The organism is Massilia sp. Leaf139 (assembly GCF_001424165.1).
GTDB lineage: Bacteria > Pseudomonadota > Gammaproteobacteria > Burkholderiales > Burkholderiaceae_D > Telluria.
In genome coordinates, this window is the sequence record NZ_LMOJ01000025.1 from 50,237 (window position 1) to 67,355 (window position 17,119).

General features: G+C 66.8%; 12 protein-coding genes. 5 read left to right on the forward strand and 7 right to left on the reverse strand.

Annotated features, from left to right (window positions below; genetic code table 11):
* Positions 1 to 160: 160 nt before the first annotated feature.
* From ASF77_RS18020 to ASF77_RS18040, 5 genes are all read left to right on the forward strand, one after another.
* Positions 161 to 1,747 (forward strand): acyl-CoA ligase (AMP-forming), exosortase A system-associated, encoded by a 1,587-nt coding sequence (locus tag ASF77_RS18020; protein ID WP_056344063.1) that lies wholly within the window; start codon positions 161 to 163, stop codon positions 1,745 to 1,747.
* A 17-nt stretch (positions 1,748 to 1,764) separates the two neighbouring features.
* Positions 1,765 to 3,000: a pyridoxal-dependent decarboxylase, exosortase A system-associated gene (locus tag ASF77_RS18025; RefSeq protein ID WP_056342438.1), complete on the forward strand. Its 1,236-nt coding sequence runs from the start codon at positions 1,765 to 1,767 to the stop codon at positions 2,998 to 3,000.
* A 283-nt stretch (positions 3,001 to 3,283) separates the two neighbouring features.
* Positions 3,284 to 4,774: a lipopolysaccharide biosynthesis protein gene (locus ASF77_RS18030; protein ID WP_082493879.1), complete on the forward strand. Its 1,491-nt coding sequence runs from the start codon at positions 3,284 to 3,286 to the stop codon at positions 4,772 to 4,774.
* Positions 4,771 to 6,552 carry a hypothetical protein gene (locus ASF77_RS18035; protein WP_056342441.1) on the forward strand — a complete coding sequence of 594 codons (1,782 nt, stop codon included), beginning with the start codon at positions 4,771 to 4,773 and terminating at the stop codon, positions 6,550 to 6,552. The genes ASF77_RS18030 and ASF77_RS18035 overlap by 4 nt, the downstream gene beginning before the upstream one ends.
* Positions 6,549 to 7,538 (forward strand): N(5)-(carboxyethyl)ornithine synthase, encoded by a 990-nt coding sequence (locus ASF77_RS18040; RefSeq protein WP_056342445.1) that lies wholly within the window; start codon positions 6,549 to 6,551, stop codon positions 7,536 to 7,538. The genes ASF77_RS18035 and ASF77_RS18040 overlap by 4 nt, the downstream gene beginning before the upstream one ends.
* 4 nt (positions 7,539 to 7,542) lie before the next feature.
* Here the strand turns inward: ASF77_RS18040 and ASF77_RS18045 are convergent, their stop codons facing one another.
* The 7 genes from ASF77_RS18045 to ASF77_RS18075 form a co-directional block, all read right to left on the reverse strand.
* A complete protein-coding gene (locus tag ASF77_RS18045) occupies positions 7,543 to 8,787 on the reverse strand; it encodes a glycosyltransferase (RefSeq protein WP_056342447.1) in 1,245 nt (414 codons plus the stop codon).
* Between the two features lie 19 nt (positions 8,788 to 8,806).
* Positions 8,807 to 9,895, reverse strand: a complete 1,089-nt coding sequence (locus ASF77_RS18050) for a polysaccharide deacetylase family protein (protein ID WP_229445485.1) — start codon at positions 9,893 to 9,895, stop codon at positions 8,807 to 8,809.
* Between the two features lie 174 nt (positions 9,896 to 10,069).
* Positions 10,070 to 11,428: a putative O-glycosylation ligase, exosortase A system-associated gene (locus ASF77_RS18055; RefSeq protein WP_056342452.1), complete on the reverse strand. Its 1,359-nt coding sequence runs from the start codon at positions 11,426 to 11,428 to the stop codon at positions 10,070 to 10,072.
* A 139-nt stretch (positions 11,429 to 11,567) separates the two neighbouring features.
* The gene (locus ASF77_RS18060; RefSeq protein ID WP_056342455.1) at positions 11,568 to 12,746 is read right to left on the reverse strand and encodes a glycosyltransferase family 4 protein; all 1,179 of its coding nucleotides are present in this window, start codon (positions 12,744 to 12,746) and stop codon (positions 11,568 to 11,570) included.
* Positions 12,743 to 13,960 (reverse strand): TIGR04063 family PEP-CTERM/XrtA system glycosyltransferase, encoded by a 1,218-nt coding sequence (locus ASF77_RS18065; protein WP_056342458.1) that lies wholly within the window; start codon positions 13,958 to 13,960, stop codon positions 12,743 to 12,745. The genes ASF77_RS18060 and ASF77_RS18065 overlap by 4 nt, the downstream gene beginning before the upstream one ends.
* A gap of 25 nt (positions 13,961 to 13,985) precedes the next feature.
* Entirely contained in the window at positions 13,986 to 15,935 is a 1,950-nt protein-coding gene (locus ASF77_RS18070) for an XrtA/PEP-CTERM system amidotransferase (RefSeq protein WP_056342460.1), read from the reverse strand.
* Positions 15,920 to 17,116 carry a TIGR03088 family PEP-CTERM/XrtA system glycosyltransferase gene (locus ASF77_RS18075; protein WP_056342463.1) on the reverse strand — a complete coding sequence of 399 codons (1,197 nt, stop codon included), beginning with the start codon at positions 17,114 to 17,116 and terminating at the stop codon, positions 15,920 to 15,922. The genes ASF77_RS18070 and ASF77_RS18075 overlap by 16 nt, the downstream gene beginning before the upstream one ends.
* Between the last annotated feature and the right edge of the window lie 3 nt (positions 17,117 to 17,119).

Consider the following 17,119-nt stretch of genomic DNA (forward strand, 5'->3'; position numbering starts at 1 on the left):
TTGAAAAATTTGCCACGGAACATGCCGGATTGCCACGGAATCCGCGCAATCGGCGCCGCCAACAAGCTGCGAGCTGTTAACAAGGCGACGAGCTGTTAAGATTGCGGGCTGCGCGGCCGGAGCCGCGCGCTTGCGTACCGACTCCGCACTCATTCCCGACATGGCTGACCTGATCCACGATTTCCTGTTCGATTCCGCGCGCCGCACGCCTGGCGCCGAAGCGCTCGTGCACGGCGCGGCGCGCCTCGACTACGCGGCGCTGGCCGCCGCCGTGGAAGGCGCGGCCGGGGCGCTGATCGGCGCCGGCGTGCAGCCGCGCGAGCGCGTCGCCGTGTTCCTGGAAAAGCGGATCGAGAACGTGGCCGCGATGTTCGGCGCGGCGCTGGCCGGCGCCGTGTTCGTGCCGGTCAATCCGCAGCTCAAGCCGGAGCAAGTCGCCCACATCCTGGCCGACTGCAACGTGCGGGTGCTGCTGACCTCGAACGAACGTTTACTACAACTGCACACGGCGCTGCCGGCGTGTCCGGATCTGCGCACGGTGTTCGTCACCGGCGCGCCAACCGACACGGCGCAGGCGGGATATGCACTGCGCGATTGGGCGACGGCGCAGGCGTCCTGCGCACCCGCCGCCCTGGCCGCGCGCCGCCCGATCGACGCCGACATGGCCGCGATCCTGTACACCTCGGGCAGCACCGGCAAACCGAAGGGCGTGGTGCTCTCGCACCGCAACATGGTGGCCGGCGCCCAGAGCGTGGCGAGTTATCTGGCCATCACCCCGCAGGATCGCATCCTGGCCGTGCTGCCGCTCAGTTTCGATTACGGACTCAGCCAGCTGAGCTGCGCGTTTCTGACCGGCGCGACGGCGGTGCTGATCAACCACCTGTTCGCGAAAGACATCGTCAAGGCGGTGCTGGAAGAACGCATCACCGGCCTGGCGGCCGTACCGCCGCTGTGGCTGCAGCTGGCGAAGTTGACTTGGCCGGCCGATTGTTCGCTGCGCTATCTGACCAATTCGGGCGGCGCGCTGCCGACCGCCACCGTCGCCGCCCTGCGCGCTGCCCTGCCGCGGGCCGAGCTGTTCCTGATGTACGGCCTGACCGAGGCCTTCCGCTCGACCTATCTGCCGCCCTCCGAACTGGCGCGCCGTCCTGATTCGATGGGGCGCGCGATCCCGAATGCGCAGGTGATGGTGGTGCGCCCGGACGGCACGCCCTGCGCGCCCGGCGAGCCGGGCGAACTGGTGCACCGCGGCGCCCTCGTCTCGCTCGGCTACTGGAACGATCCGGTCAAAACCGCCGAGCGCTTCAAGCCGGCGCCGGGACAGGATCCGGCCCTGCCGCTGGTCGAGATGGCGGTCTGGTCGGGCGACACCGTGCGCATGGACGCGGAGGGCTACCTGTACTTCATCGGCCGCAGCGACGACATGATCAAGGTGTCCGGCTACCGCGTCAGCCCGCTGGAAATCGAGGAAGTCGTGTACGCGAGCGGGCAGGTGATCGAGGCGGTCGCCTTCGGCGTGCCCCATCCGCAGCTGGGCCAGGCGATCGTGCTGCTGGCGCTGGCGCAGGATCCGGCCCTGGACGCGGGCGCGCTGATCAAAGAGTGCCAGCGCCGGCTGCCGGTCTGGATGGTGCCGGCGCACGTGGCGCTGCACGCCGCCCCTTTCCCGCGCAACCCGAACGGCAAGATCGACCGCCCGCTGCTGCGGCAAGCCTTCGTGACGATGTTCGACCATGCAGTCCAGTAGAGATAGGAAGTGAAGCCATGAACGCGAAACCGGTACACGCCGCCCAGACCCTGTTCCCGGTCGAGGGCGATTGCCTGCAGGTGGGCGGCATGCCGCTCACGCGCCTGGCGCAGCGCGTCGGCAGCACGCCCTTCTATGCCTATGATCGCCGCCTGCTGAGCGAGCGCGTGGCCCATGTGCGCGCCCACCTGCCGCCCGCCGTCGAGCTGCATTTTTCGATGAAGGCCAACCCGATGCCGGCGCTGGTGCAGCACATGGCGACACTGGTGGACGGCATCGACGTCGCTTCCAGCGGCGAACTGAAGGTCGCGCTCGACACCGGCATCGACCCGGCGCGCATCAGCTTTGCCGGCCCCGGTAAATCGGACGCGGAACTGGCGCGCGCGGTGGCCGCCGGCGCCGTCGTCCACGCCGAATCGGAGCGCGAACTGCGGGCGCTGGCGCGCGTGGGGAACGAACTGGGCATCGCGCCGCTGCTGGTACTGCGCATCAACCCGGACTACGAACTGAAAGGCTCGGGCATGCGCATGGGCGGCGGCGCCAAGCAGTTCGGCATCGACGCCGAGGAGGCGCCGCGCGCGATCCGGCTGTGCGCCGAACTCGGCCTGACGGTGCTCGGTTTCCACATCTTCAGCGGTTCGCAAAGTTTAAAAGCCGAGGCGATCATCGAGGCGCAGGCCCAGACTTTCGCGCTGGCGCAGCAGCTGGTGCCGCATCTGCGCGATCCGCTGCGCATCCTGAACATCGGCGGCGGCTTCGGTATTCCGTATTTTCCGGGCGAGGCGGCGCTCGACCTGGCGCCGATCGGCGACGCCCTGGCTGCCGCCCTGCCGCGCGTCAAAGACAGCCTGCCCGAAGCGCAGGTGTCGATCGAACTGGGGAGATATCTGGTAGGCGAGGCCGGCGTGTATGTGGCCCGCGTCGTCGACCGCAAGGTCTCGCGCGGCCAGGTCTTCCTCGTCACCGACGGCGGCCTGCACCACCATCTGGCGGCATCGGGCAATTTCGGCCAAGTGATCCGCAAGAACTATCCGGTCGCGATCGGCAACCGCATGCGCGCATCCGGCGCGCAGGAAACCGTTTCGGTCGTGGGCCCGCTGTGCACGCCGCTGGATTTGCTGGCCGAGCGCATGGAACTGCCGCAAGCCGAGGTGGGCGACCTGGTGGTGGTGTTCCAGTCGGGCGCCTACGGCCGTTCGGCCAGCCCGCAGGGGTTTTTGAGCCATCCGGAAGTGCCGGAAGTGCTGGTGTGAGCCCTGGCATAAGTACTTGTTCGCCTGTCCTGAGACCGGCGCGCAACACCCGCTGAAAGAGGGCGCGCACGATTGTAGCGTCCGTTGACACATGTTGACACTTCATCTACTCTGTACCAGATAAATTTCCAACGGTCAAAGTGAAATGCGTTTGACCAACGATGGGCGATCCGGCACCTGCCGGAAACGGCGCGCGACGGCGACTACCTGTCTCCGTGGATCAACTGCCGGCCTGGCGGGCAACGCTTGCCGGTTCCCGTTCCCGATAAGGTAGTGGTAAAACATGTTGCGCAAAAATAGTAGTAGTCTCAGCAATGGCGCGGTCATCATGGTCGCGATGCGCTGGATCGATCGCTTCATCGGTATCGCCAGTACCTTGGTTCTCGCCCGCATCCTCGTCCCCGAGGATTTCGGCATCGTCGCCATGGCTTCCGTGGTGGTCGGCTTCGCCGACATCATCTTCGACCTCGGCATCAACGTCGCCCTCATCCAGCGCAAGGATCCCAGCCAGGCCTATTACAACACCGCCTGGACGCTGCGCATCATCCAGTTCACCTGCGTCGCGGCCGTGCTGGCGATCCTGGCGCCGTTCGCGGCCGACTACTACAAGGATGTGCGCGTCACCGCAGTGGTGCAGGTGATGGCTGCCTCGGTCATGGTGGTCGGATTCGAGAACGTCGGCATCATCAATTTCCAGAAGGAGCTGCGCTTCGCCGAGGACGCGAAGTTCGTGCTGTTCAAGCGCCTGGTCAGCTTCTTCATCACGATCGCGCTGACGCTGATCCTGGAAAACTACTGGGGCATGGTGCTGGGCGCGCTGTTCGGCCGCCTGGCCGCCGTCATCCGCAGCTACATGGTGCACCCGATGCGGCCGTGGTTCGGGCTCTCCGAGTGGAAGGAAATCTTCGGGGTGTCGCAGTGGATCCTGGTGAAGAACATCAGCCAGTTCCTCGACCGCAGGCTGCACGTGTTCCTGGTGGGCGGCATCGCCACCACCGGTGTGACCGGCGGCTACACGCTCGCCACCGAGATCGCCGACATTCCCGGCACCGACCTGCTGGCGCCGATCAACCGGGTGCTGTTCCCCGCCTTTGCGCGCGCCCGCGACAACATGCGCGAACTGACCAAGCTGCTGGTGAGCGCGCAGGCGGTGCAGGTGATGATCACCTTTCCGACCTGCGTTGGCTTCATCATGACGGCCCACGAATTCGTGCCAGTGGCGCTGGGCGAAAAATGGATCTTCATCGTTCCCTTCATCCAGATCCTGGCGCTGTCGAACATCATCCAGTCGATCAGCAGCAGCGCCAATTACGTGCTCACGGTGATCGGCCAGATCCGCCTGCTGGCGCTGACCAGCTGGATCCAGATCGGTGTCTTCGTCGCCGGTGTGGTGCTGTTGCGCACCGACCTGAGTCCGGAACGCATCGCCCAGGTGCGCATGGCCGCCATCGTCCTGACCTTCGGCGTCTCCTACGCGCTGCTGATGCGCCACGTGCCCGGGCTGACGCTGGCCATGCTGGCGCGCGGCACCGGCCGCCCGGCGCTGGCCTGCCTGGCCATGGTGGCCGCGCTGATGGCGCTGCAGTCGGCGATCGTGGCGCCGCTCTGGATGATGCTGTTGCTGAAGGTCGCCGTCGGCGGCGTCGTGTATTGCGCCGTGGTGCTCGGATTGTGGCGCCTGGCGGGCCGCCCGGACGGCGCCGAAGCTTTTTTCCTCAGCAAGCTGAGACGGACGCCGCCACCGGTCGTTGGCGCACCTAACGAGGTCAAATGAAGATCGACCTGGACAAGATTGCCGCGCAGTTCGCGGACGTCGAATTTTTCCTGGCCTGTGTATTTCCCGGCAGCGCCCCCGAATTCAGCGGCAGCCATGCCGGCCTGGCCGTCGCCAGCACGCCCCAGTTCTGGGCCGTCACCTCGCGCGCGCGCAATAACGGGCTCGGACTGGTGCACGAGGTGGCCGGCGCCCAGCTGGTGTTCCGCGGCTACGAGGCGGCGCTCGGCGTGCATTCGTATTCGCATGCGGCCGACCTGGAACGCATCGCGGCGCCGGACACGCTGCAGAACGGCGCCTTCGCCTATCTGAAATTCGATCCCGCGCTGGGACAGGCCACCGCCAGGAGCGACGCCTTCGGCTTCGGGCCGATGTACTACCGCCGTCACGGCGAGGCCTGGCTGTTCGCCTCGCATCCGAGCCTGATCCATTTCGCCGGCGACGAACCCGACCTGACCGCCTGGCTCAGCCTGATGCAGAACGGCTCGGCCCTGGCCGACCGCAGCTTCTACCGCGACATCGCGCGCTTCCCGGCGGGCGGCCAGATGACGCTGCGCCGCGGCCAGGCCGAGACCGTCCAGTGGTTCGATTTCGACCAGCTCCCCGCCGGCACCGAGAAGATCGACGACGACGCCTTCCGCATCGTCGAAGACGCCTACATGGCGGCCATGGAGCGCTGCCTGAAGCTGAACGTGGGCGAAGTGACGCTGCCGTTCTCGAGCGGCTTCGATTCGCGCCGCTTCTTCGGCACCCTGATCCGCAAGGCGGTGCCGTTCAAGGCCGTCACCTGCCAGACCTTCCACCGCAAGAACGGGCGCGACTACGACATCGATTCCTTCTTCGCGCCGAAGATCGCCGCCGCCTTCGGCGTCGATTGCGAGCTGGTGCGGGCGGTGCCGCCGGAGCAGATCGCAGCCGACGCCGCGCGCCGCCAGGCCCTGATCGGCACCGAGACCTTCATGCACGGCTGGGCGCTGCCCTTCATGCGCTGGCTGGCCGAGCGCCCGCCCTCGCTGGTGTTCGACGGTCTGGCCGGCGACACCTTCGGTAATTCCGGCTTCGAGATCGACGGCCTGCACGAGACGCCGGAAAAGGACGCCGAGCTGGTGCTGGGCAAGACGGCCGGCGCCGAGTTGCTGAAACAGCTGTCCGGGCGCTTCCCCGCGCATGGCGCCTTCCGCAAGGAGTACCGCCGCTTCCTCGGGCAGTTCGCACCGAACATCAACCAGGCCGAGATGGCCTTCCTGCAGTCGCGCACGCGCCGCTGCATCAGCCCGTGGATCACGATGATGCATCCGCCCGGCCACGTCGTCGTGTATCCGTACTGCGACCTCGAGTTCGCGCTGGCGACGCTGAAATACCATCCGGCCGAGAAGTACAAGTACTTCTTCCAGAAGGAGTGTTTGCGCCGCTTCTATCCGGAGTTCTACGACTTCCACGGTTCGCGCAACCTGCCGGCGAACCACGCGCCGCTGGACGAAGCGACCAGCCGCGCGCGCGACCTCGCCGACGAACAGTACGCCTACGGCGACCCGGCGGGCGTGCGCGCCGCCTTCAACTATCTCAGCCTGCCGAACAAGGCCGTGCTGCTGCTCTCGCGCCTGGCGCCGGGGCTGCGCCGGCGGCGCGACTGGCTGCTGCGCCCCTTGCTGCTGCTGATCCGCACCCAGCATGAGGCGCCGACATTTATCGATGCCGGACTGGCGCCGCAGGATGCGCGCCGGGCCGGAACAACTGGCTTGAACAAGGTGGAAACCGCGAAAAGGGGAATGGCATGAAAACTGTGGGACTGATGATCAGCACCAAGGAGAACGAGAAGCGCCGCGCCATGCTGCCCAAGCATATCGCGCGCATCCGCAACCGCGACCAGCTGTACTTCGAGGCCGGCTACGGCGCGTCGTTCGGCCACCAGGACGACGAGTACCGCGCGGCCGGGGCCCACGTCGTCTCGCGCGAGGAAGCGCTGTCGAAGGACGTCATCGTCGACCCGAAGATCGGCGACGCTACCTATCTGTCCGAGCTGCGCAGCGGCCAGACCGTGTTCGGCTGGGTGCACGCGGTGCAGAACCGCTCGATCACCGACAAGATCGTCGCCAAGGAAATCACGGCGATCGCCTGGGAAGACATGTTCGAGGGCGGCCGCCACGTGTTCTGGCGCAGTAACGAGCTGGCCGGCGAAGCGGCGATCATGCATGCCTTCACCCTGTACGGCAAGCTCGTCTACGAGTGCAACGTGGCCCTGATCGGGCGCGGCAACGTCGCGCGCGGCGCGCACCGCGTGCTCTCGTGCATGGGCGCGCACATCAACGTCTACGAGCGCAAGACCGAGTCGCTGCTGCGCCAGGAGCTCGGCCAGTACGACGTGATCGTCAACGGCCTGCTGTGGGACGTGTACCGCAAGGATCACATCATTTACCGCGAAGACCTGCCGAAGCTGAAAAACCCGGCAATGATCGTCGACATCAGCTGCGACCGCGCCGGCGCGATCGAGACCAGCCGCCCGACCACGATCGAAGACCCGGTGTACATGGTCGACGGCGTGCTGCACTACGCGGTGGATCACACCCCGGCCCTGATCGGCTACTCCGTGACCGCCTGCCTGGGCGAAGAGATGGTCAAATACCTCGACACCATCATCGAAGACCGTGCAGAACAGGATCCGGTGCTCAAGCCGGCGATCTGCATCCACAACGGCCATATCGTCGACCAGCGCATCAACGCGTGCGAACTTCGGTTCGCACGCCGCTTTTGTTTTCACGTCTAACTAATCAGGCCGCCACGCTGTCGAACACCGCCGCCAGCTGGCGCGCCCGGTGCGCGCGCGAGGAGCGCTCCATCAATTCGGCCGAGGCCACATGCGCCGTGCCCGCGCGCAGGCGCGCCAGGAAGACTTCCAGGCGCGCCGCGATCTCGCCGACGTCGTCGATCGTGGCCATGTCATGAAAGCCGCCGGCGCCCAGCACGCGCGCCGTCTCGCCCTCGTGATCGACCAGCCCGAAGATCGGCTTGCGGGCGCGGAAGTACTCGTAGACCTTGGCCGGAATCTGGTTGTTGAAGGGCGTACCCTGGAACAGCAGCAGGCCGTCGGCGTCCGCCATCTCGGCCAGGGCCTCGCGGTAGGGCACCGGCGCGGCGGAGACCGCGATGTCGGCGACGCCGTACCGTTCGATCATGGCGGCGATCACGGGCACATCGCCGGGTGCGCGCAGCACCACGCGCAGGCTGGCGGCGTCGATGGCGCCGGCGGCCTTCAGGCGCGCCAGCGCGTCGAGGAAGGGCGCCGGGTTGCGCCCGGTGCCGTACAGCACACCGCTGTGCACCAGGGTCAGCGGACGGCCGGCGACCGGCGCCGGCGGCGCACCGAGCTCCAGCGGCCCGAAGGCGTCTTCCTCGTAGCCGTTTTCGATCACGACGAATTTTTCCGGCGCGACCTCGGGGAAGCGCGCACGGTAGGAGTCGAGCGCACCCTGGGTCGTAAACACCGCCCTCTGGCAGCGCAGGATGGTTTGCCGCTCGATCCAGGCGTAGGCGCGGCGCTGGCCCTTGTGGAAGGGATGGGCCGGCTGCACCATCGGGTCGCGGAAATCGGCGACCCAGGGCAGGCCGGTCAGGCGGTGCAGGGCCAGGCCGATCAGGTGCGCGGTGGCGATCGGAAAGGTCGACCAGATCACGCGCGGACGCTGGGCGCGGACCATCGACAGGCCGGCGGGAATCGCGCCCAGGCACCAGGTGATCCAGCGGTCGGGCAGGGCGCTCGCCATCAGGTAGCGGCCGCGCCAGCCCATGTGGCGCTTGGCGTCGAGCGAGAACGCCCGGCGCACCGTCAGTCCGGCGGGAATGCTGGCCAGTTGCGAAGGGTGCTGGGCGTCATAGACGTTGGGCTGCACCGTCAGCACCATCGGTTCCCAGCCGCTGCTGGGCAGATGGCGCGAAAAACTGAGACTGCGCTGGATGCCGCTGCTGCCTGCCTGCGGCGGGAAATGAAATGCGATCAATAACGCACGCTTGTGCATGTTGCTATCCTTGTTGCTTTTATCTTGGTTGCCGGTTGCCGAGCGCCATCCAGCTCAGGAGGCGCAGGCCGAAGCGCAAGGGCGTGCGGTCCCAGGGGCGGCTGCGCGGCAATTGGAACCGGTCCTGGTCGCCGGTGATGGCGCCCACGGCGGTGGTGAAGGCGGCGAAGAAGCCGGCCTGGCGCACCATCTCGACATGGCGGCCGTCGTAGTCCTGCCCGACCTTCCCGTTGGGGTAGGCGAACAGGCGCACCGGCTTGCCGATCAGGGTTTCCAGCTGGGCCTTGCCGGCAACGATCTCGGCGCGTGCGCTGTCGTCGTCGAGGCTGGTGAGGATCGGGTGCGAGATGGTGTGCGCGCCGATCTCCACGCCATTGCCGTCGAGCGCCGTCAGCATGTCCTGGGTCAGCATCAGGGCGTCGTGGTGCATCCCGCTCATGCGGTCGAGGCGCTCGACCAGGCGGTCGCGTTCCACCGGCGGCAGGTATTTGCCGGCCTCGGTCAGGCGCAGCGCGGTCTGCTTGCGTGCTTCCAGCGTATCGAGGGGATAGGATTCGAGGCCGATGTCGGTGAGGTCGAGGGCGCCGTTCGGCAGCGACTGCACCGCGTGAATGATGCGGTCGTTCCACATGTTGCCGGCGTCGGCGCCAATGAAACCGCTGGTCACGAATACCGTGGCCGGCAGCCCGAACTTGCGCAGGATCGGCAAGGCCAGGTCGTGCACGGAACGGTAGCCGTCGTCGAAGGTGATGCAGACGGTGCGCGGCGGCAGGCGGCCTTCGTCGAGCGCGCGCAGCGCATCGTGCAGCGACATGACATTGAAGCAGTCGGCCAGCAACGCCATCTGCCAGTGGAAGGCGGCGACGTCGGGTTCGGTGTCGAGCAGCGGATCGGGCCGGGCCAGCACGCGGTGGTAGTTCACCACCGCCAGGCTGGGCTGGCGCGAGAACAGCCGGATGGCGCTGCCGGTCATGCGCAGCAGTACCGCGCTGAGCCAGTTGTGTCGATTCGGGAAATTCATCGGAGCGGCCGCACTCCCGGCTGCGCCGCCTGCGCGCGCGCGGCCCGGACAGCTGTGCAGCAGCTCGTCGCTCGGTGGGGCAGGCATGGGATGTATGGGTTCATCAAATTCACGGGCTAGCGGTCATGGGTGCCAGGCCGGCGCTGGCCTGCCCGACACGGGGCCGGGATCGTCTCGAACTCAACAGTAATTGCCAATCATACACAGAACGGCGGCCGGGTGGCCATACTCCTGCATATTCGGCGGCGTCGGCGCCTCCCCTCAGGCCACCAGCCGCTGCCCCGGCGCCGGTGCCGCCAGCGGCCGCGAGGCCGTCGCAGCAAGCGGCGCCACGCTGGCCAGCAGCCGCGTTTCCAGCACCACGACCAGGCCGAACAGCGCGAACAGGAGGTCGAAATACGCCAGGCTCAGGGCGGCGCCGCCGACGGCGAAGGCGAAGATACTCAGCTGCACCATGGTCGCCGCCAGCGGCAGCCAGGCCGGCGCACCGGCGCGCCTTGCCTTGCGCGCAACCTTGCCGGCCTTTAGGAAGCCAAGGGTCAGGAAGCTCAGGTACAAGGCCAGGCCGACGAAGCCGTGGTCGCCCATCACCTGGAAATACACGCTGTGCGCGGCGCGCGCGTAGCTCGTGTTGGGCAACTCGGTGCCGGTGTAGAACCAGGAATAATCGAAGAAGCTCTTCGATAGCTCGGTCCAGACCGGGAAATACTCGAGCGACTTGAAGCCGCCGCCGAAGAAGGGGTGCTCCATCGCCATGATGAAGCTCAGCTTCCAGGCCACCACCCGGCCCATGAAGGAGCCGTCCTCGCCTGCCGATGCGATCGAGTCGACACGCGCCACGTAGTCCTCCGAGACATAGAACGAGGCGCCGATGACGAACACGGCGATCAGCACCCCCAGCAGCAGCTTGCGGTCGCTTTTCAGGAACATGTAGGCGCCCAGCGCGAGCATGGCGACCAGGCCCCCGCGCGACTGGGTGCCGATGACGCCCAGGGCGAGCAGGCCCATCGTGCCCAGCAGCGCCAGGTTCAGGATGCGCGACTGCTTGCCGTATTCCATCCACAGGTAGTAGCACAGCGGCAGCGTCATGACGAAGGCCAGCGCCAGTTCGTTGCGGTCGCCCAGCACGTGGCCGGACATGCCGACGATGTTGTGGCCGCCGCCGCTGGCGAGGAATTTCAGCGTTTCCAGGTCGGCATAGAAGCCGACCGACAGCACCACGCACCACAGCACGAAGTCGAAGTGCAGCTTGTCCTTGATGACCAGTACCACGAACACGAACAGCGTCACCACCTTGGCGAAGCGGCTCCAGATTTCCCAGGACAGATCCGGATTGCCGATCGAGGTCATGGTGCTGCCCACCGTCCACAGGAAGAAGGCCAGTACCAGCATGCCGAGCCCGGTGAACTGGATTTTCGGCTTGTGCTTCCAGGCCAGGTAGCCGACGATGGCCACCGCGGCGAACAGCAGGTTGTAGCGCGGGACGGAGGCAATGCCATAGACCCAGGCGTTCGGGAAGAACAGCGCCGTCCAGAGACACATGCCGACGGCGATGAAGGGCCGCTGCGCCATCGCATACAGCATGACGGGCAGGACAACGAGCATGACGAGGTCACGCATCGCCTTGCTTCCCTTCGCGCGCGGCCTTTTCTTTTTGCTTTTCCTGTTTCAGCGCCCACAGGCACAGGAAGCTCACCGCCAGCAGGTCAAGCGCCCACAATAATGATTCCATCGCATCCGTCCATTTTCATCGTCACATTTACGTCAAGCAGGCGACCGCCTTGGCGCGCGCGGCCAGCACGCGCTCGAACAGGCGGATCTGGCCCGCGGTCGTATCGTCCCAGCTGAAGCGCTCGGCATAGCGGCGCGTCGCGCCGCGGTCGGGGTAGTGGGCGCGCAGCGCGTTCACCGCGTCGGCGACACCCTGGTAGGTCCGTTCCGCCATCAGCACACCGGCGTCGGGCGAGGCCACGACCTCGGGCGTGCCGTAGACGCGGCTGGCCACGACCGGGGTGCCGCAGGCCATGGCCTCCAGCAGCACGTTGGCCCAGCCCTCGCGGCTCGAGGACAGCACCAGCGCGTCGGCCGCGCCGTAATGATCGCGCAGCTGCGCCTGCGGCACCGCGCCCAGGAAAGTCACGCGCTCCGTCACCTTCAGGTCGCGCGCCAGCTGTTCGAGCTTGGCGCGATCGGGGCCGTCGCCGGCCAGCACCAGGCGCACGCCCGGCAGCAGGGGCAGGGCGCCGATGATCAGATCCTGCGCCTTGACCGGTACCAGGTGGCCGACCGCGAGCAGGGTGAACATCGCGTTCGGCGTGCGCTCGATCGGGCGGAACAGCTGCAGGTCGACGCCGTTACGCAGCGAGACCACGCGCTCGGCATCGACGCCCAGCGCCACCACCTCGTCGCGCAGCGCGTTGCACACCGTGATCACGGCGTCGGCGCGCTGCGCCGCCCAGGTGATCATCCGGCGCGGCAGCGGGTATTGCGGGAACAGCGTGATGTCCGAACCCCGTGCCGTGATCACCAGCGGCTTGTTGAAGTAGCGCCCCAGCATGGCGGCGGCCACGCCGTCCGGATAGAAATAATGGGCGTCGATCAGGTCGAAGTCGTAGCCTTCGTCGATCATGCGCGCGATCGCCGGCTTCACCGCCTGCGCCAGCAGCAGCGGCGACAGGTTCATGCCGACCTTTGGGATGGTCGGGTAGCGCGGGTGCGCCACTGGAATCCCGTGGCGCACCTCGTGGCGCGGCGCTTTCGCAAAGCGCGCGTAGTTGCCGAAGCGCGGGTTGGTCGAGGGGAACCAGGGCACGGGCGCCACCACGCGCGATTCGACCCGGCCGCTCGCCACCAGGTGGCGCAGGCGGGTTTCGACGAAGATCCCGTGGCCCGGCTTTTCGCTGTTCGGGAACAGGGTACTGAAGGTCAGGATCTTCATGCCGCCTTCAAACCCGTCAGGCGGCCATAGATGTTCTTGTAGCGCGCCACGCTCACCGGCCAGTTGCGCTCGGTCTCCACGTATTCGCGCCCGGCCAGGCGCAGCGCCGGCCACTTGGCCTGGGCGTCGAGCAGGTCACCGACCTTCAGCGCCAGCGCGCTCGGATCGTCCGGCGCGAACAGGATGCCGGTCTTGCCGTCGGTGATCAGCTCGCGGTGGCCGCCGACGCTGGACGCAGCCAGGATGCGGCCCTGCGCCATCGCTTCCAGCGGTTTCAGTGGCGTCACCAGGTCGGTCAGGCGCATCGACAGGCGCGGATACACCAGCACGTCGAGCAGGTCGTAGTATTTCTGCACCTGGTCGTGCGGCACGCGGCCCGTGAACACGACCTTGTCGGCGATGTTCAGGTCTTTCGCCAGCTGGCGCAGCTGGGCATCCTGCGGCCCGCCGCCGACCAGCAGCACGCGCAGGTCGGGCGCGCGGGCGCTGAGGGCCGGCACCGCGCGCAGCAGCACGTCCAGGCCCTCATAGGCATAGAAGGAGCCGATGAAGCCGATCAGGCGGTGCCCCTGCAGGCCGAGCTGGCGTTTCAGATCCTGGTCGGCTTCGCCGCCGACGGCGAACTTGTCGATGTCGACCGCGTTCGGGATCACGGTGACCTTATTCGCCGGAATGCCGCGCTCGACGATGTCGCGGCGCAGGCCTTCGCAGATCGTGGTCACCGCGTCGGCGCGTTTCAGGGCATGGGTTTCCAGCGCGCGCGTCATCTTGTAGCGCAGGCCGTTCTCGGTGCTGGTGCCGTGGTCGACCGCGGCGTCCTCCCAGAAGGCACGCACCTCGTACACGACCGGGATGCCGAACTTGCGGCCCGCGCGGATGGCGGCGATCCCGTTCAGGCAGGGCGAGTGGGCGTGCAGCACATCGGGCTTGATCTGCGGGATGATCTCGCTTAAGCGCTTTTCCAGGCCCTGGATCACTTCCAGCTGGTTCAGCACCGGCAGCTTCGCCAGCGCGCCGGTCGACTTCGCGGTGCGATAAAAGTGCAGGCCGTCGGCCGTTTCTTCGCGCAGGTCGTTGCCGCCCTGGTGCTTGGAGCCGGTGACGTGAAAAGTCTCCCAGCCGAGCGCGCGCTGCTCGCGCAGGATCGAGGCGGTGCGGAAGGTATAGCCGCTGTGCAGCGGGATCGAATGGTCGAGGACGTGAAGGACACGCATGGTATGTTCCGAATTCTGATACTTGTTAAGCGGCGGTGGCGATCAGGGGGCTGGCCTGAGTAACGCGGGTGGCACTGTCGGCGCCGTTCTTGCGCAGGAAGGCTTCGAACATCAGCACGGCCCACAGCGCGGTGCTGTGATCCTTGGTGCCGGCCAGGTGTTCGTCGATCATCTGCTGCATGTAAGCGGGATTGAAAATGCCGGTGTCGAGCAGCACGGGATTGAGCACCGCCGCCTTCATCGAGTCGCGCAGCGGGCCGCGCAGCCAGGACGCGAGCGGAATCGAGAAGCCCATCTTCTTGCGGTACAGGATGTCATCCGACAGGTAAGGCTGCAAGGCCTTCTTGAAGATGTGCTTGCCCTCGCCGTTGCGCAGCTTGCTCGACGACGGCAGGCCGGAGACCCACTCGACGAACTTGTGGTCGAGCAGCGGCACCCGTACTTCCAGCGCGTGCGCCATGCTGGCGCGGTCGACCTTGGTCAGGATGTCGCCCGGCAGGTAGGTCTTCATGTCGATGTACTGAGTGATCGACAGCGGATCGTCGGTCGGCGCGTTGGCCGCGTGGCCGCGCATCACCTCGACGGCGCGATAGCCCTGCAGCTGGCTGCGGAAACCTGGCGAGAACAGCTGGTCGCGCACGCGGTCGACCAGGATCGACACGCCGTGGAAGTAGCCGTCGGTCAGATCGCGCGCCAGCGCTTCGAAGGTGGTCTTGGCGCGGAAGATGCGCGGCGCCCAGTCGGCCTTCGGATAGGCCTTGCCAAGGAAGCCGAACACGGGTTTGCGCAGGGCCAGCGGCAGCATCGAGCGCACCTGCTGCTCGCCCATCGCCATCCGGTAGCGGCGGTAGCCGGCAAAATTCTCGTCGCCGCCGTCGCCCGACAGCGCCACCGTGACGCGCTTTCGCGCCAGTTCGCAGACGCGGTAGGTCGGAATCGCCGAGCTGTCGGCATACGGTTCGTCGTACAGGCCGGCGAGCAGGTCGACCAGGCCGTAGTCGTCCTTGTCAACGGTGTCGCACTGGTGGTTGGTCTTGTACTGCTCGGCCACCTGGCGCGCGTAGGTCGATTCGTCGAAGGCCGGGTCGTTGAAGGCGATCGAGCAGGTGTTCACCGGGCCCTTGTTCAGGCCGGCCATCATGGCCACGATCGCGCTCGAGTCGACGCCGCCGGAGAGGAAGGCGCCGAGCGGCACTTCCGCTTCCAGCTGGCTCTCGACCGCTTCGCGCAGGCGCACGATCAGCTCTTCGCCCATCTGCTGTTCGGACATCGGTGCGTGCGGCGTGAAGGGCACGTCCCACCAGCGTTTCGGTGTCGCGTTCGCCGCATTCGCGCCGACCTTTAGGGTCAGCGAATGGCCCGGTTCGAGTTTGAACGCGTCCTTGAAGATGGTGCGCGGTTCCGGCACGTAGCCGTAGGCGAAATATTCCTCGACGGCGCGCGGTTCGATCACGCGCGGCAGTTCCGGGAAGGACAGCAGGGATTTCAGTTCCGAGCCGAACACGAAGGTGCCGTCCGGGAGGAAGGCGTAATGCAGCGGCTTGATGCCGAGGTGGTCGCGCGCCACAAAAAAGGTTTGCTTGTTGCGGTCCCAGATGGCGAAGGCGAACATGCCGCGCAAGTGCTTGACGCAGTCTTCTCCCCACTCCTCCCAGGCGTGGACGATGGTCTCGGTATCGGATTTAGTCGCGAAGGTGTAGCCGAGGGCGGTCAGCTCTTTGGTCAGTTCGCGGAAGTTGTAGATCTCGCCATTGAACACGGTGACGACCGAGCGGTCTGCGTTGAACAGCGGCTGCTGGCCGGCGGCCAGGTCGATGATCGACAGCCGGCGGTGGCCGAAGCCGACGCCCGGTTCCAGGTAGACGTCGCCCTCGACGGGGCCGCGGTGGAACTGGGTCTGGTTCATCCGCTGGAGGACGGCGCGGTCGAACGAGCGCGCGCCGCGCGGGTCAAAAATGCCTACGATTCCGCACATGGTTGGGTGATTTCTTTAAAAGTTGTCTTGGAATTGCACAGCTGGCCGTACAGGGCCGTATAGGCGCCGACCATGGCTGCAACGCTGTAATGGCGCTCGATCGTTTCGCGCGCGGCGGCGCCATGGGCGGCCACGCGTGCCGCATCGTCCACGTACGCGGCCAGGGCATCGGCCAGTGCCTGCGGGTTGGAGGCCGGCACCAGGGCGCCGTTGACGCCGTCCTGCACCACTTCCGGAATGCCGCCGACCTGCGTCGCCACCACCGGGCGGGCGCAGGCCATGGCCTCCAGCAGGGTTACCGGCGTGCCCTCGGCGATCGAGGACAGGGCGAACAGGTCGAAGCTGCGCATCAGTTCCGGAATGTCGTTGCGCGCGCCCGGGAACCAGACCAGATCCGCCACGCCGGCCTCCTGCGCCTTTTGTTCCAGGCGCGCGCGCAGCGGGCCGTCGCCGACGACCGCCAGGCGCAGGCCGTTGCGGGCTTCCGGACGGCGTGCGCACAGCAGGGCAAAGGCGGCGATCAAGGTCGCCTGATCCTTGACGTCCTGCAGGCGGCCGACGGTGCCGATCACAAATGGGCGAACAGCATCAGTCGCCCACGGCGTCGAGGCGACCGGCAGCTGCGGCGCGTAGCGCACGGTGTCGACGCCGTTCATGATCAGTTCGAGCTTCGGGGCCGGAATGTTGACCACGTTTTGCAACCAGCGCGCCAGGTCGTGCGAGACCGGCACATAGCGGTCGATGAAGGGCACCAGTGCGCGCCGGAGAAAATTGTGCTTGCGGTTCAGGCCCTGCGGGTCGCTGGCGTCGCGTCCGTGCTCGGCGTGGATGCGCACCGGCACCCCGGCGGCCCAGGCCGGCACGGCGTATTCGGCGCAGGCGAAGTTATAGGTGTGCAGGATGGCCGGGCGCAGCTTGCGCAGCAGCTTGAACAACTGGACGTGGATGCCCAGGCCCAGGCCCGGCTGCTTGTGCAGCGCGAACAGCGCCACGCCGGGCCGCGTGATCTTGTCGGCAAAGGCGGTGTAGTCGGTCAGGCAGACGATCGCGTGGCGGTAGCGTTCCGGCGGCATGTGGTTGATGCAGTCGACCAGCAGGGTTTCCAGCCCGCCGAAGTCGAGCCGGTAGATCAGGTGCACGACCAGTGGCGTTTGCACTGGCCGGTTCTTCGTGACAGCCATGGT

What these genes read in the sequence shown, in the direction of transcription:
- ASF77_RS18020 (WP_056344063.1), top strand. Translation starts at nt 161, where the DNA reads ATGGCTGACCTGATCCACGATTTCCTGTTCGATTCCGCGCGCCGCACG.
- ASF77_RS18025 (WP_056342438.1), top strand. Translation starts at nt 1,765, where the DNA reads ATGAACGCGAAACCGGTACACGCCGCCCAGACCCTGTTCCCGGTCGAG.
- ASF77_RS18030 (WP_082493879.1), top strand. Translation starts at nt 3,284, where the DNA reads ATGTTGCGCAAAAATAGTAGTAGTCTCAGCAATGGCGCGGTCATCATG.
- ASF77_RS18035 (WP_056342441.1), top strand. Translation starts at nt 4,771, where the DNA reads ATGAAGATCGACCTGGACAAGATTGCCGCGCAGTTCGCGGACGTCGAA.
- ASF77_RS18040 (WP_056342445.1), top strand. Translation starts at nt 6,549, where the DNA reads ATGAAAACTGTGGGACTGATGATCAGCACCAAGGAGAACGAGAAGCGC.
- ASF77_RS18045 (WP_056342447.1), bottom strand. Translation starts at nt 8,787, where the DNA reads ATGCACAAGCGTGCGTTATTGATCGCATTTCATTTCCCGCCGCAGGCA.
- ASF77_RS18050 (WP_229445485.1), bottom strand. Translation starts at nt 9,895, where the DNA reads ATGCCTGCCCCACCGAGCGACGAGCTGCTGCACAGCTGTCCGGGCCGC.
- ASF77_RS18055 (WP_056342452.1), bottom strand. Translation starts at nt 11,428, where the DNA reads ATGCGTGACCTCGTCATGCTCGTTGTCCTGCCCGTCATGCTGTATGCG.
- ASF77_RS18060 (WP_056342455.1), bottom strand. Translation starts at nt 12,746, where the DNA reads ATGAAGATCCTGACCTTCAGTACCCTGTTCCCGAACAGCGAAAAGCCG.
- ASF77_RS18065 (WP_056342458.1), bottom strand. Translation starts at nt 13,960, where the DNA reads ATGCGTGTCCTTCACGTCCTCGACCATTCGATCCCGCTGCACAGCGGC.
- ASF77_RS18070 (WP_056342460.1), bottom strand. Translation starts at nt 15,935, where the DNA reads ATGTGCGGAATCGTAGGCATTTTTGACCCGCGCGGCGCGCGCTCGTTC.
- ASF77_RS18075 (WP_056342463.1), bottom strand. Translation starts at nt 17,116, where the DNA reads ATGGCTGTCACGAAGAACCGGCCAGTGCAAACGCCACTGGTCGTGCAC.